This is a genomic window from Sulfuricurvum kujiense DSM 16994 (assembly GCF_000183725.1).
Lineage (GTDB): Bacteria > Campylobacterota > Campylobacteria > Campylobacterales > Sulfurimonadaceae > Sulfuricurvum > Sulfuricurvum kujiense.
Window position 1 is genome coordinate 1123923 of sequence record NC_014762.1, and the last position, 23924, is coordinate 1147846.

Below are 23924 nucleotides of genomic sequence, written 5' to 3' on the forward strand. Positions count from 1 at the left end.
AAATATGAGAGAATTTTTAACGATTGAGCGTCTCGACCCCACGAAACGCCTTGTTTTACAACGCCTAAAAGACTTCAGTGAAATTTATGAGCCTATGAGCGCGAGCGATGCAACGTCGCAAAGTGACCGTTGTATCCAATGCGGTGACCCGTTTTGTTTGAATAAATGTCCGCTGCACAACTATATTCCGCAGTGGCTTAAATCGGTTGCCGAAAAAGATTTGAAATTCGCGTTTAACCTCTCCAATGAGCCTTCACCGTTTCCGGAAGTGATGGGACGCGTATGCCCTCACGATCGTCTTTGCGAAGGGGATTGTACCCTTAACGACGGCCACGGTGCGATTACAATCGGCGGTGTGGAGACCTTTATCAACGAAGAGGGATTCCGCCAAGGGCTAAAACCGTACTTTCCGGGAATTACGACGGATAAAAAAGTAGCGATCATCGGTTCAGGTCCTGCGGGTCTTTCTGCGGCAACGTATCTACTCCGCTCCGGTATCGCCGTGACGATGTATGAGCGTTCAGACCGTGCGGGAGGATTGCTCACCTACGGTATCCCGAATTTCAAGCTCGATAAAAAAATCGTAGAGCGCCGTGTCAATCTTTTGATCGAAGCGGGATTGAAACTGGTTCTAAACTGCGAAGTGGGCAAAGATATCGAATTTGACGAGATTGCCGATCAGCACGATGCGGTTTTCATCGGAATCGGTGCGACGAAAGCGAAAGGGGCTAAAATTTCCGGAGAAAATGCGTCGAACGTTTATATGTCGATGGAGTATTTGACCGCTATTCAGCGAAAAAATTTCGCTCTGAGCTATGACAAAAAGTTTGATTTCAAAGACCTCGATGTCGTAGTCATCGGGGGCGGTGATACGGCGATGGACTGTGTCCGTACCGCAAAACGCGAAGGGGCGAAAAGTGTCACGTGTCTCTACCGCCGTGATGCGCATAATATGCCGGGTTCGGTCAAAGAGTACAAAAATGCGATCGAAGAGGGTGTGGATTTCACCTTTAACGCCTCTCCGAAAGAGGTTATCCTAAACGACAGCGGAAAAGCGGTCGGTATCCATATGGCCAAAACCGTTCTCGGTGCCAAAGACGAGTCGGGACGCCAAAAAATGGAAGAGGTCAAAGGGGGCGATTTTAACGTCAATGCCGACGTTATCATAATGGCGCTCGGATTCGATCCGTGCGTCCCTCCGTTCTTAGCCGAAAACGGTATCTCTGTGAACAGCTGGGGCGGTATTATCGTCAACGATAAACACGAAACAACGACGGCGGGAATCTACGCCGGCGGTGACTGCTATCGCGGTGCCGATCTGGTTGTTACGGCTGCGTATGACGGTCGCGAAGCGGCACGCTCTATCGTTAAATCTCTCCTTCGCTAATGAGCGATTTTGTCAATGCGGCCATCGCCGCATGCCAAGAGATAGCGGCACTCTTGGAAGAGGGTGACTCCTCCTTATACCTTCTTCATGAAGAAGGGGCGGGCGGAGACATCAGCAACGGCGTCGATCTCAAAGCCGAAGCGATCTGTTTTAACCGTCTTTCACCGTACGGTTCGGTATTCTCCGAAGAAAGCGGTTGGATGAGCCCCGAATCTTCGATCAATATCATCCTCGATCCCATCGACGGCAGCGACAATTTTATCTCCAGACTTCCTTATTACGGTATTTCCATTGCGCGCGTTACAGAAGGAAATACAACCGAAGCACTCGTTTGTAATTTGGCAAACGGTGATATTTTCGTCCGCACACAGAACGAATATTATACGACTACGCTGCGCGCTTCTTCCCAAAAACATGAAATTACGATCAACAGATCTGCCAAAATCGGTCTTTTTGAAAAAGCGCCGGAACATCCCGATCTAGTCCGAAAACTGATGGAAAAAAAGCTCAAATTTCGCTCTCCCGGGGCCTTAGCCCTCTCGTTGGCGTATGCCCCTTATGTGAAATATGTGCTATTTTTAGGTACAATGCGGCCATACGATATCCAAGCCGGGCTTTATCTGAGTGAGCACCTTTATGTGTTTAACGATGATAGATATATCCTGATGTGTGCGGATAAAGAGCTTTTTGAGCAGATACGTTCGATTGTAGAAAAGGAGTATTTTTGAGTCTATTTAACCTGTTCGGGGACTCCGAAAAGAAAAAACAGCCCACTAAAAGCGAGGCGCCGTCTCACTGGGTAAAATGTCCTTCGTGCCAGTCACTGATGTATTACAAAGAGATTGAAAAACAAAACCATGTTTGCCCAAAATGCGGATTTCATCTACGTATCGGTGTTAAAGAGAGACTTGCTTTGATTAGCGACGAGGGGAGTTTTGTCGAATACGACAGCAATCTCCGCCCGATCGATCCGTTGAACTTTGTGGATAAAAAAAGCTATGCGGCGCGTGTCGAAGAGGGATATGCCAAAAACGGAACCTACTCTTCGGTAGTCAGCGGGGAATGTACGATCAACTCTGTTCCCGCACAGCTCGTCGTTTTTGATTTTAATTTCATGGGTGGATCGCTCGGTTCGGTTGAGGGCGAGAAAATCGTCCGTGCCGTAAACCGTGCCTTAGAGAAACGTATGGGGCTGATCATCGTAAGCGCCAGCGGCGGTGCACGGATGCAGGAGAGTACGTTCTCCCTTATGCAGATGTCTAAAACATCGGCAGCGTTAGCGAAGCTTGCGGATGCGAAGCTTCCGTATATCTCATTGCTGACCGATCCGACGATGGGGGGTGTCAGTGCCTCTTTCGCGACACTGGGAGATATCATTATCGCCGAGCCGGGTGCACTGGTCGGATTCGCGGGTCAGCGTGTTATCAAACAAACGATCGGAAGCGATCTTCCCGAAGGATTCCAGCGTGCGGAGTTCCTACTCGAAAAGGGGTCTATCGATATGATCGTGGAGCGCAGCGAACTTAAAGAGACGTTGAGTGATATGCTCAAACTGCTTCTTCCGTAAATATGCAGCTTTACGCTCTTTGTGACACGCAGACGCTTCATCAAAAGGGGGTAGATACCCTCTCTTTTGCCAAACGTGCCAAATCTCTCGGGGCAAGCGTTCTTCAATACCGCAACAAACACTCCGATATCGCTACCATCAAAACGGAATTGATCGCCCTACGCCAAGTTTGGGAGGGTTTTTTAATCATTAACGATCATTATGAACTTGCCCCCTTTTGCGACGGCGTCCATATCGGTCAGGAAGATTTGTATACGATCGATCCCGATCCCGCACGTGCGATCAAGATCCTGAAAATGGCAATCGGCGAAGATAAAATTATCGGTCTCTCCACCCATAATGTTGAAGAGATTGAGATTGCAAACCGCCTTGACCTTAATTATGTCGGTTTGGGAGCTTATCGCGCTACATCGACAAAATCGGATGCCAAAGTTCTGGGAGATCGTCTCGATGCGATCGCCGCACATTCCAAGCATCCTGTTGCCGCTATCGGCGGAGTGAAACTTGACGATAGATTTCAGCATGTAGCCTATCATGTCATAGGATCGGGACTGTTATGAACATTTCCATTGTCACGATAGCGAAAAAAGAGCGTTCCTTATACGATCCCCTCTATCAAGAACAGATGAAAATGATCTCCCGCTTTGCAAAAGTGGACGATGTTGAACTCTTTCCCAAAGAGATTGTCAAAGCGCATACGATCAGTCCTGAAGCATCGCAAGCGGCGTATTCGAAATTATTATCACCGATGTTGGGTAAAAATTACTCGATTGCCCTCCACCCCGAGGGAAAAAAAATGGACAGCTTTGCATTTAGTAAGCTTATAAGTGATAAAATTTCGTTGCAATTTTTTATAGGCGGGGCATACGGCTTTGAAAAAAGTTTCGTAGACCAGTGCGATGCGGCGATCAGCCTCTCTGAGATGACAATGAGCCATAAAATCGCAAAAGCGGTGCTGTTAGAGCAGATATACCGTGCCTATTCACTGTTAGCAAACCATCCGTACCACAAATGAGGAGCATTGATGAGAGACCATGAACTGCATTATTTCGAGGAGATATTACTGACGCGAAAAACTCAGATTATCAAAAATCTTACCGGCGTTGAGAGTGAAATGAACCAGTTGCGTGAGTTGGAACTCAATGACGAGGGTGATTATGCGTCTGTCAGCAATGACAATATGGTAGAAAATGCGATCGGTTCACAACAAATGCATGAACTTGACGAAATTGAAGCTGCACTGGGTAAAATCAAGGCTAAACAATACGGTATTTGCGAAATGTGCGAAGACGACATCGGTTTTCAGCGCCTCAAAGTAAAACCGCATGCAAAATACTGCATTGTCTGTCGTCCGATCGTCGAAAAAAACAAACACTAAAAGGGGAAGAAAATGCAGTTAAAACGGTATACCATCGCATCGCTTATTTTAATGATTTTAGTCGCTGCGGCGGTTTATTCGATCGATAACGGATCGATATCTTTTGATTTGTTAGGGATGCATTTTCCAAATCTTCCGGTAGCTTTTTGGGTCGTAGTTCCTCTGGCGATTATGTATGTAGCCAGTTTGCTCCATATGGGTGTTTTCGCGTTGGTCGGAAATTTCAAACTTCGCCGTTTGAACAAAGACCATGAAAAAATGGTCGATGCGCTTCGCGACGCTCTGCTGGGTGTCGGAGAACGCAACAACGTTTATAAAAGCGATGCGTATAAACTTATGGGCAAGCTGATCGATAACTCTGTGATTTTGCCGTATGAAACGCTCCGCTCGGTCGGAAACGAAAAAATCGATGACGCTTTGCAGCTTATGCGCGATGTGAAAGAGAATAAAAAAGTGGAAATTAAAAAATTCCATTTGCCTTCTAGCACGTCGATTGCTATTCAGAATAATCTTAACCGTTTTGAGCGCGGCGAATTGGATGCCGACAGCATTCTCTCGCGCTCGGAACGTTATGGTGAAATCGTATGTGCGAAAGCGTATGAGTCGTATGTAAAAACGGCTTCCGTCGGATCGGTAATGAAGTTCAAACAATTTTTTACCAAAGCTTCTTTGGCCGATTTTATTCAACGCATCAATGCGGGTGAAAACGGGATCCAGATCAGCAACGAAGAACTCTCATCACTTTTTGCATCGATTAAACTCGACGCTAATGACTGGATCGACCTATCAGCGGCAATGTCCAAAAATATGCTCCCTGAACAGCGCATCCGTCTTTTTGAGATGTTGAGCGAAAATAATGACGATGCAATGGAAGGGTATTTGTATACCCTGTATGATTTGCAAATGATCGATACGGCAAACGAGATTTTGAACAATACGTCAAACAACGATTATCAAATATTCAAAGCGTACCGTGACCTCAAACGTGCCAATAAACACTACGATATCGCGATCTTCTTGCGTCGCAGTTAGTATTTTAGAACGCTATAGGAGTAAAACCCCTATAGCTACGCTTGCCGCTATGGCACTGAAGCTTCGCCCTAAAGGGCGAGAATAATCGTCTTACAGGTACATAATGACTCCCAAATTAGATTTTTCTTCACCCGTTTATGCTCTGGCACCGTTAGCCGGTTATACCGATTTGCCGTTTCGCAACGTCGTAAAAAAGTTCGGCGCCGATTTGACGGTAAGCGAGATGCTCAGCTCCAATGCCTTGGCCTACGGCTCGCAAAAAACGATTAAAATGCTAGAACGCAGTCCCAATGAAGATCCCTATTCGGTTCAGATCGCGGGTGCGGAGGAGGATATCGTCCGACGTGCCGTAGAGGTGCTTAATACGGTCGATGATATCGATATTATCGATCTTAACTGCGGATGTCCGGTTCCGAAGATCGTCTGTCACGGCTCGGGAAGTGCACTTCTGAATGATTTGCCTCGCATGGCGCGTATCATCGAGACGATCAAAAAAACCTCCAACAAATCGACCCTCAGCGTCAAAATCCGTTTGGGGTTCGAGACGAAAAACCATATCGAGATCGCCAAGCTCGTTGAATCATGCGGTGCCGATTTCCTTGCCGTTCACGGACGTACCCGTGCGGGAAAATTCAAAGCTCCCGTCGATTACGACGCGATCGGAGAGATTAAGGCCTCTATCGGTATCCCCGTGATCGCCAACGGCGATATCGATTCGTTCGAAAAAGCGCAATGGGTTTTGGAACACACTAAAGCCGATGGTGTGATGATCGGACGCGGAGCGGTCGGTGCGCCGTGGATTTTCCATCAGCTGAAATCTGGCAGTTCTGCCGTCGATCCGTTGATCAAACATGCGATCATTATGGAACATCTCGACGGGATGGTAAGCTTTTACGGCGCACGCGGTGTCGTGACATTTCGCAAGCATGTCCACACCTATTCAAAAGGGTACGAGGGGGCATCGGCATTGCGCGATCAGGTCAACCGCATCGATGATCCCGTACATTTCCGCGCCGTAGTCGATGAGTTTTTCCTCACCCATCGCCAGATCGGTGAGGGATTCAAAGCCTCCGATATGAAATGCGAGTGCTGATCGATTTAACAATCAAAAAATATTTTTTTATATAAAATTTACTCAATATAAGTATCCTTATATAAAAGAAGAATAAGGATACCTCATGCGTTTTACTCTGTTGACGATTTTATTTCCAATCTATCTATTTGCCGTATCGGCCCCTGAGAAAGCTCTCTATTTGGAAGGTTCATCCGACAAGGGGATTATTTTGGCGCACGGTAAAGGAATGGACCCCGATTTTAAAGTGGTGAAGCCGCTGAGGCTGGCACTCCATAAAGATATGGGATTTCATACCTTATCACTGCAGATGCCTAATCAACACGAAGCCTATGAAGATTATGAAAAAGAACAGCCGAAAGTGGATGCTATGATTGATCAATCGATCGCTTTTTTACAAAGCAAGGGGGTCAAGACGATCTACCTGATGGGACACTCTCTGGGGGCGGGGATGACGAACGGCTATCTGGTTTCTCATCCCAATGCGCCGATCAAGGGATATATCGCTATCGGGTGCCGCGGGAACAAAAGCAAGGTGATTTCATGCACCGATAATATGACGAAAATTAAGATAAAAACGTTCGATATCTGGGGCAAAGAAAACAGTGAAGACGAAGCATATGCCCTATTGCGTGCACCGCTTGTCGGAGCAAATTACCGACAATACGGTGTCGAGGGGGCCAACCATGCTTTGGACGGATCCATGGAATTTGTCATAGAAGAGATAGAGGGATGGTTAGAACAGTAAACTTATCCGTTACAGAAGATAATGGTGAATTCGACAAGCTAGCAAGAGAGTAGAGCGGTTTATCCGCTCATTGAGAATAGGCATTTAAATCAATTATGTCGGTTTTCTTTTTAGTGATCGCCGCATCCGCAATCGTCTGAATGGGAGTGATGAAGCATTGCATCGATTTCCTCTTGAGTCGCCGGATAGATTTCAGTAACGGTTCCTTCAAACACCATATTGATGCCGGCAAGTGGATGGTTACCGTCTAGAACGGCGTTGTCGCCTTTAATTTCGGTGACGGTATAGATAAGAACATCGTCTTCGTTTTCGGGCATATATCCCTCAATCTGCATTCCTACCGCCAGCTCTTCCGGGAGATTTTCCAACGCTTCAATAACGAGTAGCTCTTCATCATACTCTCCGAATGCTTCGGCTGCTGAGACCGCGACTTTAAACGAATCGCCGAGAGATTTTCCTTCCATAGCTTTTTCTACAGGGGCAAATATGTTTTCATACCCGCCGTGTGCATAGACAAGAGGTTCTTTTCCCTCGTCGATCATCTGACCATCGGAGGTTGTGACGGTATAATTGAGAGTAACGATAGTGTTTTTTGTGACGGTCATACAAATCCCTTGGATATAAAATATATGTTAATGAACGTTATATCAGAAATACAATAAGCAAAATATTAAGTTTGATTTGGCGATACTGTCATAACCGCAGACATTCGCAATATATTTTAAAGGGATGTTATGAAAACAAGTGCACGCAATGAACTCAAAGGGACAATCAGCGAGATAAAAACAGGGCAGATCAACAGTGAAGTCGTCCTCTCCATCGGGAGCGGTATCGTCATCAAATCGGTCATTACGAATGAATCGGTTGACGAAATGGAACTGAGTGTAGGGGATACGGCCTACGCGATTATCAAAGCACCGTTTGTCATGGTCGCTAAAGACAAACCGACGAATATCAGCACGCGCAATATCATCGAAACCAAAGTGACCGAAGTGAAAAACGGGATGGTTAACAGCGAACTCAAGCTTGCGATGGGGAGCCAAACGCTTACCGCCGTTATCACTGAAGATGCGGTGGAAGACCTCCATTTTAATGTCGGCGATACCGTCTATGCCCTCATTAAGGCCAATTTCATCATACTTGCCAAATAATTCTTCAATTTCGGGCTTTGCCCGAAATCATTCCCGCCTATTTCTTTGATTTGTTTTTTTACATAAGAGAACTGTCTTGGATATACATTGGAACAAGAACGTATGTGCTTATTCTACCGGCATGACGATCGGATTGAATGCTTTGGTCGAAATAATGGCGTGCTTTCCGACACATAACAAATGTGCTTCTTCATTGCTCAGTACGGTACGAACAACGGACGAGCCTACTAGCAAGGTCACTACGCTGATCGGAAAATCTTCTTCTATCTTTAAAACTTCTCCGATAAGCTGAAGCTTGGTACTCAGGGTATGGGGACTGAAAAATTCCAACGGATCGCCGACGCGGATGATTTTGCCCAGCTCAATCGACGCCATCCGGTCGGAGAGTTTAACGGTTTCGGAAATGTCATGACTCACCAGCAGTGTCGTGATTCCCAGACGCTTGTGCAGCAGTGAGAGTTCGTCCTGCAGCTTTTGGCGCATAGTGGGATCAAGCGCCGAGAGAGGCTCATCGAGGAGCAAGATCTTCGGATGGCGTACCAGTGCGCGGGCGAGGGCGACACGCTGTTTCTGTCCGCCGGAGAGGGTAGCGGGGAGACGCTCCGAGAGCTGCGATAGTTCGACCAGCTCTATCAGTTCGTCCACACTGCGGCGCTGCTCGGCCGTTTCGGCGGCAAAAAGGAGATTTTCTCTTACGCTCATCGTCGGGAAGAGGGCGTAGTCTTGGAAGACAAATCCGACGCTTCGCTTTTGGGGGGTGAGATTGATCTTTTTGGTACTGTCGAACCATACCTCGCCGTCCACTTCGATGATACCGCTCTCAGGCTGTTCCAGTCCGGCGATCATGCGCATCAGGGTCGTTTTTCCCGCCCCGGAAGGGCCGAAGAGGGTCAGGAATTCACCATCCGTGATGGTGAGCTCAAAACAGGCGTTTAGTGAGCCTTCGGAGGTATCGAGACGCTTTGTGATATTAACTGATATCATCGAATCCCCCCTAACGATTTTTTGTTAAGAGTGTAAACCAGAAGCAAGATGGCAAACGTTACCGCAAAAAGGGTCAGGGCGTACTGGTGTGCCAGAGCATAGTTGAGCGATTCCACTTCGTCATAGATGGCGATGGAGGCGACGCGTGTTTCTCCGGGGATGTTTCCGCCGATCATGAGGATGACCCCGAACTCACCGACCGTGTGGGCAAAGGCGAGAACGATCCCTGAAATAAGGCCGTGCCGGATAGAGGGGAGGATAACCCGTATCATCGTCTCCCATTTCGATTTGCCGAGGGTATAGGCGGCTTCGAAGATCGATCGAGGAACTTGCGCAAGTGCCGACTGGATCGGGTGTACCATAAAGGGGAGACTGAAAAGGATAGATCCGATCACAAGCCCCTCAAAACTGAAAGCCAAACGGATGCCGTGTTCGGTCAAAAAACTGCCGATCGCGGAGGCGGGGCTGAATGCCAACAGCAGATAAAAGCCCAGTACCGATGGTGGCAAGACAAGCGGCATACTGACAATCGTCTCTATGATACTCTTGAACCGCATACGGCTGAAGACCAAGAATGAGGAGAGGGGAATGGCGATTACCAGCAAAATGACCGTGGTGATGGAGGCCAGTTTAAAGGTAAGCAGCATCGTATTTATAAATTCAGCTTCCATGATGACCTCTCAGGAGTGATATTTCGCTCGGTTGAACCATCCAGCACACTTCATCCCCCTCATGGATATCGAGTGTATCGAATCTCAAGGTCGGGACGAGGGCATTGATAGCCGTATCGTGATAGTGAAGGGTAATCTGGCTTAGAACGCTCCCTTGTGAAATACGGGTAACAACGGCACGGTGAATATTCGCCGTGGTTGCCGTATAGGTTTTGGAGAGGATGATTTCGGTCTCTTTGAATGCCAGTTTCAACGGTTCGCCTATCGACTCGTGGCACTGTTCGGCAAGGAGAAGATGAAAGTTGTCTTCCCCCACGCTAACGGAGAGAATACTCAAATGTTCAGAAGAGGTGATAGCGGTCAAAACGGCATTCAGAATGTTCATAACGGCTCAATTCTCACTTTGATGTCGGCGCTCTGGGCGTTATACGGAGAAGAGGTAACGATCATATCGACCCCCGTACTTGCATACTCGGCAATATTTTTGGTACTGATCCCTCCGGTCGCGATAAGGGTGATATGCGGATAGTCAGCCCGCAGTATCTGCACCGCATCGGAGAGTTTGGTGAGCGGGAACTTTTCGAGTTGGAGGATATCGATACCGAGACGGGCGAACTTCAACGCTTCGGCGATGTCCCCCGCTTCCATCACGATTTTTTTCTCCGGGTTCGCTTTTCTGGTTTTGTTCAGCGCTTCGGCAAATGCTTCTTCGGAGGGGAAAAATACGCGGTGGTAGTCAAAAATCAAGATACTCTCGGAGAGGCCGAGACGATGGGCGACGCCTCCGCCGGCTTCGACTGCTTTGATGGCGATTTTTTTCGTAAACGGGGTCGTTTTTCGGGTAGTGGCCACGACGATATCGGGATTGATACTGCGGGCTAACAGTACCGCCTCACGGGTATAGGTCGAGATCCCGCCGGCGTAATCGAGGAGGTTCTGGACACTCTTCCAGATGCGGTGGATGTGGCCCGCTTCGCCGCGTGCTTCGAGAAAGACGCTTTTAGGCGGAACCAGCGTCCCCGATTTCACGAAACCGTCGATCTCTAATCCGTAGAGTCCGCACAGCCGTACTGCTTCTTCGGTGCAGGAGACGACGAGCGGGCGTTCGCGGGTGGCAAAAGTGATCCGGGCGCGCTGATCGGTGATACCCAACGATGCCGTCGTCAAATCGCCGTAGGGGACATCTTCGGCAAGCAAGGCTTCCAATTCGTGATCGTTCAGGATGATCATTGTGCGCACTCCCAAGAGATGAACGCCCAGTTTACGGCACGCGGAGGATGATTTTGTCCGACGATGACGTCGCGGTAGTATTCGCGCGCTTTTACCTTTTGTTCATCGTTCAACTCATGGACGCTCCAGATCAGCGATTCGACAAACTCCTCTTCATTGCCTGCACGGACGCTTCCCCGACCCGTTTCGATGTAGTCGACGCGGGGAAGGTAGCCTTTTGAATAAAGGAGGATCGGGATGTACCAGTAGTCGGGTTTGGTTTTGACCTTTTTGCCGATGTAGTCTAGGATATTCATATCGACGAAACTTCCCCCGACTTTGTAGGTGAGGTAACATGCTTTGGATGCATGGCCGGACATTTTGGCGAGTGCCGCGTCGATATCGGAAACTTCCATCGAACGGGAAGCAACGACGATATCGATCGGCGGCAAATGGCTCCAGTCATCTTCCCAACCGATATGATATGTTTTAATATTAGTCACCCCTTCACGTGCCGCATAGGCTTTTAGCTCTTCGAGCATCTGTGCGGAGAAATCGATGGCGATTACCTCTTTGACCAATTTTGCCAACGGAACGGCAAGGGTGCCCGGTCCGCATCCGATATCCAAAACCACTTCATCTCCGGTGAGTTTCATATGGGAGATGAAGTCGTTTACATAGGGGCTGTTGATAACGGATGCCGCCATATCTTTGGACTTTTCATCCCAGTCGGTATTGGTTTTGCCTTTGAAATCGGTAGTGGCTTTATGCTCGCGGTACATGGAGGCAAAATCGATCGGTTCTAAAAACATAGGGTGTCCTTGAAAAAGTATTTTATTGTATCACATTTGATCTAACGTATCCGTTTCCTCTCCCTCCGAGGAGAGGGGAGGATTAGAATTTGTAGCCGAGAGTAGCGAAAAATTCGCGTCCTTCAGTCGGGAAACCCAAATCGTATTGATAAAATTTATCGGTAAGATTTTTGATTCCCACTTCCGCCGTGACGTTTGCCGTCGGTTTATAGATCGCTTTGAGATCGAACGTCGTGAAGGTCGGGCTGATGATATACGAATTGTCCGCTATTTGATCGTAGGCTCCTTTTCTAAATTTCATATCGCCATAGAGTGCAATATTTGCTCCTACATCGACTTGGGAGTAGGCAAAAAGTTGATGACGCGGTACATCGGTCCGTTTGATACTGGCATCGGTACGGTTTTTGACGGAGGTATAGGTGTAGTTTCCGCCCGCTTCGAGAGTATCGGATTTATAGCTTAGCTCGGTCTCGATACCGCGATGGTAGAAACTTCCGACGTTTTGATTTTGGTAAAAGCTCGGATTCGGAGCATAGAGTGTTTGTTGTATAGCATCGTCGACCCGTGTAAAAAAGCCGTTAAGTCGGGTTGAGAAGAGGCCGAAGTTTTTTTGGTAACCGAGCTCGTAATGGGTAGCCGTTTCGTTATCGAGTTCCGGATTAGGGTAAAGGGGCGGGATTTTAAGGGTTCGGCTATAGCGGTCTTTCATGGAGGGCATATAGGTTTTACGCGCGATACTGGCGCGGATTTTGGACGTTGAATCGGGTGAATAAACGACTGCCGCTTCGGGATTGAAAGAACTTTGCGTCTCCAGACTCAGAGCGCTGGCCAAGGTCGGATTGGTGTCGTAAATTTTGTCCGCATCGCGGCGGTCATAACTTACACCGCCGAGAATCTGCCATTGTGAAGAGAGGGTATAGACATCTTCGAGACCGACGGAGAGGGTGTGGTCTTCATAATTTTCGGTAAGGGTTTCATGGCTGGTGGCTTTGTTGATGTCATACCCTTTGTGGACATCTTTTTTATAATTGAGTGCAGCACTCAGGAAATGTTTTTCCAACTCGATACCGTATTCGAGCCGTCCGCCGTAGCTGTAGTCGTCGTATTTGCTTTTAAAGGTCGAACCGAACGAGTTGAACGTCGAATAGGTGTTATTGGCATACGAATAGAGTGAGTTTTCAAACGTATCGTAATAAGCGAGGGCTTTGATGTAGCCGTTGCCTAGATTTTTCTGTCCTGTGATAAAGACGGACTCTTTATCCCAGTACGGCCAATCCCAATAGCGGACGCTGTTATAGACGGGATTTGTGCTCGGCGGCTGCTGTTTCTCACCGTTTTGGTTCGAGTAACCGATGGCGATTTCACTGCCGTCATCGGCGATGTATCCGGTTTTAAAACTGATTTTATAATCTTCGGTAGCGGAGCGAAGACGATCCCCCTCCGGCTGTGAAGCGCTCCCTGAATAATCATCGCTCAGGCGGAAATGGTTTTGATCGCTATATACGGCTCCGAGCTGGGCATAGAGATGGTCTTGGCGTGTACCGAGATTAAGCGAAGCGGTTTTACGGGAGAGTGCGGTATCGCTATCGAGAACCATTCCCACTTTGATTTCGCCCTCCAGAGGTTTGGTAGGACGTTTGGAGATGATATTGATAACGCCTCCCATTGTATTGGCTCCGTACGCAACGGATGAAAATCCTTTTGAAACATCGATTTGGGCAATATCGCTTGTCAGGAAACGGTCATAATCAAAGTTTCCGTCATAGGGAACATACACCGGAATACCGTCGATGAATACGCCGACCCGTTTTGCATCAAATCCGCGGATACTGAGTGTCGCTTCATTGCGTGCCCCCATCATACTCATGCTGACGCCGCTGATATTATTGAGCGCGTCGGCGACGGTTTCGCTGTTTTGCTGCGCAATGGTCTCTGCGCTCATCGTCTGTTCCAGAGGACTCTCTTCGAGCGGGGTATTAAGGACGTTGACCTGTCCCAGAGTAAAGGTGTCTGCCAGCACCGCGGAAGCGGCTAGAGAGATCAGCAACAGATGTTTTTTCATTTCATTTCCTTAAGTTTAAATGTACGGTCGGATTTCGGTATTGAACCGAGAGAGCATCCACCGATTTTGACCGTAGTCGGTGGAAGAAGGTTTGAGAACAAGATGGATATTCGACAACTCCTTTTGAATGGTTTTAATCGTCTTTAGACACTCCTCAACACTGCCGATAATGCCGTTTTCGAAGAACTTTGCACCGTTGAAAAACGCGTTGCGTTCTTCTAACAGGGCTTTATAGTTTTCCGGGTCAAAATGCGGCTGTATCTGTTCGGCTTGTGCGGCGCGCATACATTTGACAAAATGATCGATGCCGGGGATCGCACCGCATTGCGCTTCATCTGTCGTTTCGGCGACGTAAAAGACCCGCATGACGACCATCTGCGGATCATGCCCGGCGATGGAGCGATAAAAGTTGCGTGCCTCGATGCATTCGTCCAACGAGGCTCCTTGTGACATCATCAGCCCGTACCCGTGTGTCGCGGCGAATGCGATGGTCTCTTCGGAAGAGAAGGTGGCTATATAAAAGGGAATCTCTTGTTGGAGAGGCAGAGGTGCGAGAAGGGCATTGTTGATGTGGACGAATTGCCCGTTATACTCTGTAGGTTTTCCGTGCAGCAGCAGATCGATCGATTCTACCGTTTCGAACATGACGATTTTAAGCTCCTCTTTGGAACGGACGAAATGTCGGGTATCGGGGGCAAATCCCCCCTTGGCAAAGCCGGCATTGATCCGTCCCTTTGAGAGGTTGTCCAGTACGGCGATACTTTCGGCGAGGCGAACCGGATGGTAAAACGGAGCCAGAAAGCCTGCCGTTCCCAAACGGATACGTCCGGTACTCGCTGCACAATAGGCTATCATGGAGGCGGGGTCGGGGATAACGCTAAAGGCATTGAAATGGTGTTCGCCGAACCACGCTTCATCAAAGCCGAGTTCATCGGCCAATTCGACGAGATGAAGCTGTTCTAATATACTTTCATTGACGTTGCCCGAATAGTTTTCGGCCAGGCAAAATAATCCGATTTTCATACCATGCCTTTATTTGGTAATCACGGCCCAAAAGCCGCTTTCGTCGTCGATGATCTGATATTCGGAGGGTTTGAGCGATGCAAGAATTTCCGGCAGGGCTTCGCGTTCAGGCTGAATTCGATCTTTAAACGGGCTGCGCCAGTCGGGGTTGCGTTCACTCATCGTTGCAATAATTGTCTCGCGCAGTTTTGCATTGCCGAATCCGCCGCCGATGTATGCCATCCCTCCGGGCTTTAGAATACGCAGTATCTCGCTGTAGGCCTTATGCCAGTCATCCCAAAAAGGAGATGATCCGCGGCTGATGACGAGATGAACATCTTCATCCGGCAAGGGAATAGCATGTATATCACCGCAGACTAACGCACTGCGTTCTAACAGATTGTTAGTAAAGGTGTAGCCGAATACCAGATCGAGCATCTCTTCGGATTGGTCAAAAAAAGTGATGTGCAAATCGGTTATTTTTGCCATTGCGATACCGAGAGCTCCTGTGCCGCATCCGGCATCGAGGCATCGCCCCTCGGTGATGGAGGTAACATTTTTAATCTGCTCGGCGATTACGGGATAGATCGGAGCGAATACTTCACGGACAATACAGTCGAAACTTTGGGGATTGGTAGCGCCTTTCATACTCGACCTCCTTTAGAAAACCATGCTCAGTTCTAAACCGAGCGTGCGCCCTCGATCATAGTAATACCCCGTAACGTAACGGGTCGCATAGTGGTCATTGTTTAGATTGCGTCCATACAGTTTGCCGGTAAAGGTATAGTTTTTATATTTGAAATCTTTGGCGATATTGGCATCGATACGGTTGTAATCACCCAAATCGGCATACAACGTACCGATAGGGCTTGCAGAAGTTTGCCATCCCGACGTGTACTTATAAGAGAGATTGGCGCGGTAGTCATCCCATGAATGCGATACGATAGCCGTTATACCGTCTTCAGGAGACGAATAGCCGATCGCATCGGTGCTCACGCCGTTTGTTGCCGTTTCATTGCTAAGCATGTGGGTCCATGCAAACTGATAGTTTGTCCCTTGTGCAATATCCCCTTTGATCGCAAGCTCGATACCGCGGCGGTGAACGTCTGATTCGGTATAGTAATAATAAAGATTGCCGTCCGTATCGGTATAGGTGTTTGTCGTCGCTGTTTTTTGGTTTTTGGTATCGATATCAAACCAAGTGAAGGTCGGATTAAAGAACGGAATTAACCGGGCTTCAAGCGCTAGTTCGATCCGATCTTGCTTTTCGGAATGGAGGGGAACGCCGTTTTGGGTTCTGAGATCAAAATCGCCTGATGTCCCTTCACTTCCGTGAAAATATCGGGCATTTGTATTCAATATCTCGTTAATTTTCCAGCGCGCTCCGAGTGCGATCACTTCGGCAGGTGCCATATCGACGTCATTGTTAGCGGCATCTTTGGCTGAGCTGGTACTGGAGTTGTCGATGTGTTTGACGTCACGGCGGTATCCTGCATCCAGAATAACATCGCCATTGAAAAGTTTTTGCTCGATCGAGGCTGAGTATCCTGTGACGGTAGTGTCATAGCGGTTGTAGGTACTGCTGAGGTTAGGTCCGAATCCTTCCGAATCGGTGATCTGCCCTCCAAGTTGAATCAGTGTATCCCCAAAACGGGCATTATGTCTGAGGCTATAGCCTTTTGTTTTCTCATCATAGTGCCGTGTCGATTTCGTCGCATTGGCAAAGTTTTCATTATGTTCATTTTGTTCATACTCGGTTTTGAATGCGGAAAAGAGAGTTGTATGGGATTCATTCCACTGCATACTCATATCGGTAGAGAAAACGGATGTTTTCAGAGGATCATAATACCATTTTGCACTGTCCAATCCGCCGCTTAGGGTTATACCCCGCTGCATTTCAAAGCGTCCGCTGTCTTTATATCCCATCATGTTCAGACTAAAGCGTCCGAAATTGATCCCTCCCGAGATCATGCCCGAATCGGCATCGCTGCCGTCAAACCAGCTCTCTTTGCTCGGACGGTCATATCGAGAGATTAGCCCGCCGATGTAGCCGTTTAATCCTGAAGCCGCGGAACCTAACCGTGTTCCGACATAGAGACTTTCGCCGTTTGCGCTGGGCTGTGATACGGCCTGTTCGAGATATCCGGTGATGAGTCCCTCAGTTTTTTTAGGCTGTTTGGTACGAATGACGATAAATCCGGTATTCAAACCTGAACCGCTGTTTGAAGCCCCGATACCGATGGAGGGAGCTATGGCGAGTGCAGTGGAACCGCGAATAATCTGAATTTCTTCGATAGCGCTTAAGGGGATGTTTTGAAGGATTCGGCTCACAGAGGGAGGCAAAATAGCACCGTCAAGCATATATGTAATATTGCCTCCGCCTCTCATTTCCAAGCTGTATGGACTTCTACGCCCCTGATAGGTTAGTTCTAAGCCGTCGGCTTTGCCCAATAAATCAAATATATCTTTTGGGGCATAAGCCGCAATCTCTTTTTGAGTCATTACCTGCGTACCGAATTGTGCGGTGGATTCGACACGGTAAAGATTGGTGACGCTGTCTGGTTTCAGATCATCGCGCTCAACGCTCTGCGGTACTGAGACATGGATCGGCTCCAACGCTTTTGTGCTCCCCGTATCCGCTTCAGCAAAAGCGAATGAGGGAATAATAGCTGCTGCGGCAAATAAACTGAGGACAGCGTGTTTTGAATATACGATTTTTGTAACGTTCATTGTTTACTCCTTAAGATGTGAATCTTTTTGTGATTTAATGTATCAAATTTGATATAACGGTATCTAAAACGTTTAGCCCCTGTACCCAGGGAAGAAAAGGGTATTAAACCGTTTTACCTCCTGATCGATCGGTTTTATCAGATCGGGGTTAAACGAGTGGATAAGCCATCGTATCCCGAGCAGCCGCATAAATGAAGGGGGCCGTGTAATATAATTGAACGGAGTGTTCGGGACGCTCAAAACCCGCCCGGTTTTTACGGCACGAAGAGATTGCCACTGCGGGTTTGTTCGAACGGATGAAGCGAAAGATGGTTCCATCGCAACAATAACATCGGGATCGGCCAGCATAATGGTTTCCAGTGATATTTTTTCCATTCCGTAGTTGGAAGACATTTTGCACTCTAGGGCATTTTTCGCACCGCTGTAGGTGAAAGGTTCGAGGTGAAACGAGCCGTCGCATTCACTCGATAAGCCGTCAAGCCCTTCGGCAAAGTAGTAGCGTATATCTTTTCGTTTATCGAGTTTCGGCTGAAGCGATCGGATGAGCCCCAGCGTCTCTAGGGTATAGGAGACGAGCTCTTGGGCGCGTTTGGTATTTCCCGTAAGTTTCCCGTAGAGTTGGAACTGGGTGACTAAATCGTTGATCGATTCGTTATTGACCATCAGTACGGGGATACCGAGCGCACTCAATTTTTTTAGTTGGGTTTCGGCGCCGGTCGCTTTTCCCCACATCAGTATGACATCCGGTTTAACGGAAGCCAGTACTTCAACATTAGGGGTGTTCCCTTGGCCGAAAAAACCGCCGGCTACCGGTTTGGATGCGGCGATACCGGCGTAGGGCTTTTGATCTTCTTTAAAAGGGAAATTGAGTGCGGCGATCAGGGATGGATCGAATGCTAAAACGCTCATTGTCATCGGCGGCGATGCCGCATAGATTTTGGTCACGCGTTCAGGGATTGTGACGACTCTCCCGTAATCATCAGTAATCGTTCTGGCGTGTGAGGATACGGATAGGATAAAAACGGCAATGAGAAAAATCACAATTTTCATGAAATTCCTTTGTTAAAGATGGGAAGACATCGCGTATGGGTGTCATGGGTGATGAGATCGGCTTCGATCCCGTAGACGTCACGGATCATGGAAGGGGTAATGACGTCATCGGGGCTTCCATCGGCAATGATCTTTCCGCCGTTCATCACCGCAACGCGGGTGGAGACCAGGAGGGCATGATCGGGGTAATGGGTCGTTTTGAGAAAGGTATATCCCTGTTCACTGAGACGGACGATCAGTTCCAGAAGCCGGATCTGGTTTCCGTAATCTAGCCCCGATACCGGTTCGTCCATGATAAAGGTATCGACACCCTGTGTCAGTGCTCGTGCGAGAAGAACCATCTGTTTTTGCCCGCCGCTGAGCTGCCCGAAAGGACGGTTGGCTAAATCGGAAATTCCGACTCTCTCGAGCGATTCGCGGGCGATGGTGTGATCACCTGCGGAAGGGGCGGCAAAAAAACCGAGCTTCGATACCCGACCCATGATTACCATCTCCAATACGCTGTAGTTGAACGGCACGTTATGGTACTGCGGAATGTAGGCGATATGCGACGCGATCTCGCGGTGCGAATAGCGATGAAGCGATTTCTCATGGAGCCATATTTCACCGCGCTTTGCGCGGATGAGTTTGAGGATAAGACGGATCAGCGTGCTTTTGCCGCATCCGTTTGGCCCCAGCAGACTGACTACTTCTCCGCGTCGGAGGGTGAAATCGACACCCTCGAGTACCGGACGTGTCGGATAAGAGAAATGGAGGTCGTTGACCGTAATTATCGGTGTTAGTTCCATGCTGCCCTCGCGTTTTTAAGTACGATAATAAAGATAGGAATCCCGATGAGCGACGTGAGTATCCCGATGGGGATTTCGACACTGAAAGAGAGGCGGGAGATCGTATCGGCTAGGAGCAAAAACGCTCCGCCGACGATAGCCGAAAGGGGCATCAGAACACGATGGGACGGTCCGAGTGCCATACGGATGATGTGGGGGATAATAAGCCCGATCCATCCGATAATCCCCGCCATCACGACCGAAAGCGAGCCGGCAAGGGTTGCTAATACGATCGCTCCGAGGCGAACAAGGGTGACATTGATTCCCAGCGCTTTCGCTTCTTCGTCTCCCAAACTCATCAAGTCGAAGTATTTGCCCAGTACGATTAGGCCGATGATACTGGCGAGCATAGGGACAGAGATAAGTAATACGCCGTGCAGATCCGCCATCGTCAGGCTCCCCATCAGCCAGTAGACAATGGCGGGAAGGGTACTGTAGGGATCGGCGAGATATTTGATGATTGAGAGCAAAGAGGTAAAGAGGGCACTGCTGATGACTCCTCCGAGCACCAGCATCACGGTGGATCGTGAATTGGTCACCATCGTTCCGATCAATACGGCGACGCCGACGGCGACAAAACCGAAAGCGAACGCCAGCAGTTGGACGACATACCATTGCTCGCTTACCAACATCCCCAGCGCAGCACCGAACGATGCACCCGCCAATACGCCCAAAATACCGGGCGATACGAGAGGATTGACAAACATCGCCTGAAATGCGGCACCTGACGTGGCCAATGCCGATCCGATAAGGATGGCGAGCAATACCCTCGGAAGACGGATTTGCAAAATGATATTGTCGAGCAGTGTATAGGTATCGCACCCTGCGCCGCCGAACAGTTTAAACTGAAGATAAGCGATCAATGTCTCCAGTGAGATCGGGTATTGACCCCACAAAAGGGATAAGATGGCTATCATGCACAACATCAGTGTCGAGCCGATCATCCATCCCGCCGTTTTAAACTTTTTCATTACTGCCCTTAAAATTTTAGATTGATGCTGCCAAACAGTCCGAAAGGGGCACCGCTCTGATACGTGCTTGCCGTACCGGTTGCCGCTAGAAAATTGTCGGCGGCGTTGATGGTTGAAATATACTTCTCATTCGTAAGATTGGTTGCCGTAAGACGAAAGAGGGCATTACGTGAACTCATGAACTGTGCCATACGATACGTCAGGTCAAAATCGACAAGGGTATAGGCATCCACTTTTTGGGTATTCGCGACGTCACCGTAGCGGCTGGAGCTGTATCGGGCACTCGGAGTAAGGGTCCAATCGCCGATGTGATACGAAAGGGCCGCTTTGGCCATGTACTTCGGTGCATCGGGAAGCTGTTTGCCGTCGGTATCGACCGTAGTCGTCGCGCCGCTTTTGAAATCCTGGGTAAATTGATAGCGGTTATAGGAGAGCCCCAGTAAAAGTTCCAACTGTTCATTGATCGGACCGTAGGCAGAGAACTCCGCACCGTAGCCTAACGCGTCACCGACGTTAGCGGGATAGTTGACGCCGAATGACGGATCGTAGATATTGGCCTGTTTGTTTTGGACGAATGAGACGAAAAGGCTCGGATTGAGGGTAAGTCCTCCTATCGTCGTTTTAACCCCTACGTCGATATTGTCGGAAAGTTCAAGATCGAGTTTGTCCCACAGCTGTTGCAAGGTGACATTTTTGGCTTTGAACGTATCACGGTTTGAGATATAGGTTGGAAACAGATTGACATCGAATCCGTAGGTTCGCGAATAATCGATATAGGCGGTTGTTGATGGGGTAAACGCATATCCGAGATAGAGCGATGGGATAAAGGTATGAAACGTTTTCGCATCGACGCTTGCCCACGGATCGATTGCGGTTGAGTCAATCGCTGCATTATAATCGGGATTGGCTGCTCCCGTTTGATTGCCGAATGTATGGCTTTCCAGTGCTCCGAGTTTGAAAGATTGCAATTGGGCTCCGGCGACATAGTTGAAATGATCCAGCGTACCGCTGATTTGGGCAAACGGTGCTTGGAGAATATGGTAGTCGTTGTCGGATAGGACGGCATACCCGTCAAACACCAAATTCCCGTTGACCACTTTGTATTTGATCTGATCGCTCGGCGGCCCGGGAGGGAGCTGTTTGTGGTACCAATATCCGATTTCGGCTTTCAGCGCTTCGGAAAATTCGTGATCGTACGCGGCGGTTGCACCGTAGAGATCGTGCTCCATTCGCCAGTCCATAACACGCTGTTTGGCCGCGGCAGTATCAAATTTAGAGAACCAATAATCCCCTTCGTCTTTTTTATAATACGGTTTGATCGTGAGGGTGTCCGATGAAGTCGGGCGGTATTCGAACTCTCCCAGCAATGCCGTTGTCAGGAAATGTTGTTTGTTCCAGTCGTAATAATCGACATCGTTGGATACGGTCGGTTTGGCGGTTGCAAAATCTTTTGTGAAATTTGATCCGAGATCTTTTGCTTCGTCATACGAGAGGTTGTAATAGTTGTGGTGATCGTCCGAGTTGCGGATAGCGGTGATTTTTGCTTTAAATGCATTGTTAGGAGTATAGGTGAGCCCCAATGTTCCGTTGAGACGTGTAAGATCGCCTGAACCTTTGTTTTTATCGCTGCTAAGATGGGAAAATGAGCCGAAAATCGCGACGTCTCCGATTTTACCGGAGTCTAATCGGACAAAGGTACGCATAAAATCATCGCTACCGAACGATTGAGATACTTCGGCACCTGCGCGGGAACGTGCCGAGAGGAGATTCATATCGACTTTTCCGATAAGAGATGAGAACCCGAGGTTTTTATCCGCAGGAAGATACCCTTTGAGAAGGTCGATAGAAGAGACGTTTTCCATATCGAGAAGCTGTTTTCCGCCTCCGGGATTGCTGGAGATCGGCATGCCGTCGATCATATAAACCCCTCCCGGACCGCTTTGGCTTTTGCCGCGGATTCGGATAGGATCGTGATAGGAGGGTTCGTTGGAACCGGCCTGATCGACCGGGGTAAAATTGACGGAAGGCGAATAGGCGATAACGCTATAGGGGTTCATGTTGGCCTGCGTACTGAGCGTCGCAATGCTTTTGGCACTGAATGTCTGATTAGACCCGCTTATATTGGAATCTGAGATCATGGAAGTGCCGTCATCAGCAGCATCACTGACGATGATCCGTTCAATCCCGAGAGGATCAGCGGTGAGTACCGCACATGCGGCGAGAGAAAGGACAAGTGGTGAAAGTTTCATCGGTTGGCTCCTAATAGGTTTTTGATTTGTTCGTCACTGAGTTTGACATGTAAGAAAAGGTCATAAAACTCTTTGGTTCGCTGATTCAGATCGGCTTTGAACTCTTTGGGATGGAAGAGATGGGCGAGCCATTGAATACCGAGTACCCGCATAAACGAGGGAGGGCGGTCGACCCAGTTAAACGGCTGAACCGGAACCAAATAGATACGCCCGCTTTTGAGCGCACGCAGACTTTTCCACATCGGATCGGTGATGAGATCGTTATACACCGCACGGTTCTGGACGATGATGACATCGGGGTTATAGGCGAGCAGGGTTTCAAAGCTTATTTTTTCAAGTCCCAATATGCCGCTTTGTTGACAGGAGTGGACATTGCGTCCGCCGGCAAAATTCATCGCTTCGACATGAAACGAGCTGTCGCATTCGGTAGAGAGACCGTCCAACCCTTCCGCATAGTAGTAGCGGACCGGTTTGGCTTTGGAGACGCTTTTTTGGACATCTTTGATGATTTTCTCGGAATACGCTGCGAGTATTTCGCCCCGTTTCGACTCGCCGATCGCATTTCCGGCGAGGCGGAATGCACGCGGCATATCGTTAATATGGCGAAAAGGGATCAGGTAAGACGGTATCGCTGTTTTTTCAATCTCTTTGGCAACGGTTTGCACCAGCATATCGTCTTGCCATACCAGTACCAGCTGAGGCTTGTATTTCATCAGGGTTTCGAGGTTAATGCTCTGGCCTCCGCCGTGAAACGATCCTATGACCGGCAACGAGAGAAACCGTTTATTCAAAAACTGCTCATCGGCGCTGTTATTCGGATTTCTGGCTTTAAAATTCAGCCCTATCATCTTGTCCGGATTGAGCGTATAGAGCAGATAGTTCATCGGAGGAGATGAACCGAAAACATGGTCGGTCTGGTCGGGCAATATGACGGGATGACCGTCCATGTCGTTAAGAGTCTTGGCGTGAAGCGTAAACGCAATCAACGCTATACTCAGTATCTGTATAAGATGTTTCATGGG

The 23924-nt window shown here is 48.6% G+C and carries 25 protein-coding genes; 10 read left to right on the plus strand and 15 right to left on the minus strand.

Annotated elements, in window-relative coordinates; genetic code table 11:
* Positions 1-4 precede the first annotated feature (4 nt).
* The 9 genes from SULKU_RS05680 to SULKU_RS05720 all read left to right on the plus strand — a co-directional run bounded on the left by SULKU_RS05680 (position 5) and on the right by SULKU_RS05720 (position 7184).
* Positions 5-1387: a glutamate synthase subunit beta gene (locus SULKU_RS05680; RefSeq protein ID WP_013459987.1), complete on the plus strand. Its 1383-nt coding sequence runs from the start codon at positions 5-7 to the stop codon at positions 1385-1387.
* Positions 1387-2115, plus strand: a complete 729-nt coding sequence (locus SULKU_RS05685; protein WP_013459988.1) for an inositol monophosphatase family protein — start codon at positions 1387-1389, stop codon at positions 2113-2115. Before SULKU_RS05680 ends, SULKU_RS05685 begins: the two co-directional genes overlap by 1 nt.
* Positions 2112-2954 carry an acetyl-CoA carboxylase, carboxyltransferase subunit beta gene (accD, locus tag SULKU_RS05690; RefSeq protein ID WP_013459989.1) on the plus strand — a complete coding sequence of 281 codons (843 nt, stop codon included), beginning with the start codon at positions 2112-2114 and terminating at the stop codon, positions 2952-2954. Before SULKU_RS05685 ends, accD begins: the two co-directional genes overlap by 4 nt.
* A 2-nt stretch (positions 2955-2956) precedes the next feature.
* Positions 2957-3514, plus strand: coding sequence for a thiamine phosphate synthase (locus SULKU_RS05695; RefSeq protein ID WP_013459990.1), 558 nt, complete (start codon positions 2957-2959; stop codon positions 3512-3514).
* Positions 3511-3969 (plus strand): 23S rRNA (pseudouridine(1915)-N(3))-methyltransferase RlmH, encoded by a 459-nt coding sequence (locus SULKU_RS05700; protein ID WP_013459991.1) that lies wholly within the window; start codon positions 3511-3513, stop codon positions 3967-3969. The genes SULKU_RS05695 and SULKU_RS05700 overlap by 4 nt, the downstream gene beginning before the upstream one ends.
* A 9-nt stretch (positions 3970-3978) precedes the next feature.
* Entirely contained in the window at positions 3979-4332 is a 354-nt protein-coding gene (gene dksA / locus SULKU_RS05705; RefSeq protein ID WP_013459992.1) for an RNA polymerase-binding protein DksA, read from the plus strand.
* 12 nt (positions 4333-4344) lie between these two features.
* Complete coding sequence (locus SULKU_RS05710; protein WP_013459993.1) at positions 4345-5364, plus strand: hypothetical protein; 1020 nt, start codon at positions 4345-4347, stop codon at positions 5362-5364.
* A gap of 103 nt (positions 5365-5467) precedes the next feature.
* Positions 5468-6457 (plus strand): tRNA dihydrouridine synthase, encoded by a 990-nt coding sequence (locus SULKU_RS05715; protein WP_013459994.1) that lies wholly within the window; start codon positions 5468-5470, stop codon positions 6455-6457.
* A gap of 85 nt (positions 6458-6542) precedes the next feature.
* Positions 6543-7184 carry a DUF3530 family protein gene (locus SULKU_RS05720; RefSeq protein WP_013459995.1) on the plus strand — a complete coding sequence of 214 codons (642 nt, stop codon included), beginning with the start codon at positions 6543-6545 and terminating at the stop codon, positions 7182-7184.
* Positions 7185-7294: 110 nt separating this feature from the next.
* Here SULKU_RS05720 and SULKU_RS05725 read toward each other — a convergent pair whose 3' ends face one another.
* Positions 7295-7789 carry an FKBP-type peptidyl-prolyl cis-trans isomerase gene (locus tag SULKU_RS05725; protein ID WP_013459996.1) on the minus strand — a complete coding sequence of 165 codons (495 nt, stop codon included), beginning with the start codon at positions 7787-7789 and terminating at the stop codon, positions 7295-7297.
* 129 nt (positions 7790-7918) lie between these two features.
* Here SULKU_RS05725 and SULKU_RS05730 point away from each other — a divergent pair, with 129 nt between their 5' ends.
* Complete coding sequence (locus tag SULKU_RS05730) at positions 7919-8335, plus strand: TOBE domain-containing protein (RefSeq protein WP_013459997.1); 417 nt, start codon at positions 7919-7921, stop codon at positions 8333-8335.
* Between the two features lie 108 nt (positions 8336-8443).
* Here SULKU_RS05730 and SULKU_RS05735 read toward each other — a convergent pair whose 3' ends face one another.
* The 14 genes from SULKU_RS05735 to SULKU_RS05800 form a co-directional block, all read right to left on the minus strand.
* Positions 8444-9319, minus strand: coding sequence for an ABC transporter ATP-binding protein (locus SULKU_RS05735; protein WP_013459998.1), 876 nt, complete (start codon positions 9317-9319; stop codon positions 8444-8446).
* Positions 9316-9990 carry a molybdate ABC transporter permease subunit gene (gene modB, locus SULKU_RS05740; RefSeq protein WP_013459999.1) on the minus strand — a complete coding sequence of 225 codons (675 nt, stop codon included), beginning with the start codon at positions 9988-9990 and terminating at the stop codon, positions 9316-9318. Before modB ends, SULKU_RS05735 begins: the two co-directional genes overlap by 4 nt.
* Entirely contained in the window at positions 9980-10375 is a 396-nt protein-coding gene (locus tag SULKU_RS05745; protein WP_013460000.1) for a tobe domain-containing protein, read from the minus strand. Before SULKU_RS05745 ends, modB begins: the two co-directional genes overlap by 11 nt.
* A complete protein-coding gene (gene modD, locus SULKU_RS05750; protein WP_013460001.1) occupies positions 10372-11220 on the minus strand; it encodes a ModD protein in 849 nt (282 codons plus the stop codon). Before modD ends, SULKU_RS05745 begins: the two co-directional genes overlap by 4 nt.
* A complete protein-coding gene (locus tag SULKU_RS05755; protein WP_013460002.1) occupies positions 11217-12011 on the minus strand; it encodes a class I SAM-dependent methyltransferase in 795 nt (264 codons plus the stop codon). The genes modD and SULKU_RS05755 overlap by 4 nt, the downstream gene beginning before the upstream one ends.
* 82 nt (positions 12012-12093) lie before the next feature.
* Positions 12094-14073 carry a TonB-dependent receptor plug domain-containing protein gene (locus SULKU_RS05760; RefSeq protein ID WP_013460003.1) on the minus strand — a complete coding sequence of 660 codons (1980 nt, stop codon included), beginning with the start codon at positions 14071-14073 and terminating at the stop codon, positions 12094-12096.
* A 15-nt stretch (positions 14074-14088) separates the two neighbouring features.
* Positions 14089-15096 (minus strand): LLM class flavin-dependent oxidoreductase, encoded by a 1008-nt coding sequence (locus SULKU_RS05765; protein WP_013460004.1) that lies wholly within the window; start codon positions 15094-15096, stop codon positions 14089-14091.
* Positions 15097-15105: 9 nt separating this feature from the next.
* Positions 15106-15723, minus strand: coding sequence for a class I SAM-dependent methyltransferase (locus tag SULKU_RS05770; RefSeq protein WP_013460005.1), 618 nt, complete (start codon positions 15721-15723; stop codon positions 15106-15108).
* A gap of 12 nt (positions 15724-15735) precedes the next feature.
* On the minus strand, positions 15736-17805 hold the full coding sequence (locus SULKU_RS05775; protein ID WP_013460006.1) for a TonB-dependent receptor plug domain-containing protein: 2070 nt from the start codon (positions 17803-17805) through the stop codon (positions 15736-15738).
* A 72-nt stretch (positions 17806-17877) separates the two neighbouring features.
* Positions 17878-18855, minus strand: coding sequence for an ABC transporter substrate-binding protein (locus tag SULKU_RS05780; RefSeq protein WP_013460007.1), 978 nt, complete (start codon positions 18853-18855; stop codon positions 17878-17880).
* The gene (locus SULKU_RS05785; protein ID WP_013460008.1) at positions 18852-19643 is read right to left on the minus strand and encodes an ABC transporter ATP-binding protein; all 792 of its coding nucleotides are present in this window, start codon (positions 19641-19643) and stop codon (positions 18852-18854) included. The genes SULKU_RS05780 and SULKU_RS05785 overlap by 4 nt, the downstream gene beginning before the upstream one ends.
* On the minus strand, positions 19634-20653 hold the full coding sequence (locus SULKU_RS05790) for a FecCD family ABC transporter permease (RefSeq protein WP_013460009.1): 1020 nt from the start codon (positions 20651-20653) through the stop codon (positions 19634-19636). The genes SULKU_RS05785 and SULKU_RS05790 overlap by 10 nt, the downstream gene beginning before the upstream one ends.
* 8 nt (positions 20654-20661) lie before the next feature.
* On the minus strand, positions 20662-22902 hold the full coding sequence (locus SULKU_RS05795) for a TonB-dependent receptor (protein WP_013460010.1): 2241 nt from the start codon (positions 22900-22902) through the stop codon (positions 20662-20664).
* Entirely contained in the window at positions 22899-23921 is a 1023-nt protein-coding gene (locus SULKU_RS05800) for an ABC transporter substrate-binding protein (RefSeq protein WP_013460011.1), read from the minus strand. Before SULKU_RS05800 ends, SULKU_RS05795 begins: the two co-directional genes overlap by 4 nt.
* Between the last annotated feature and the right edge of the window lie 3 nt (positions 23922-23924).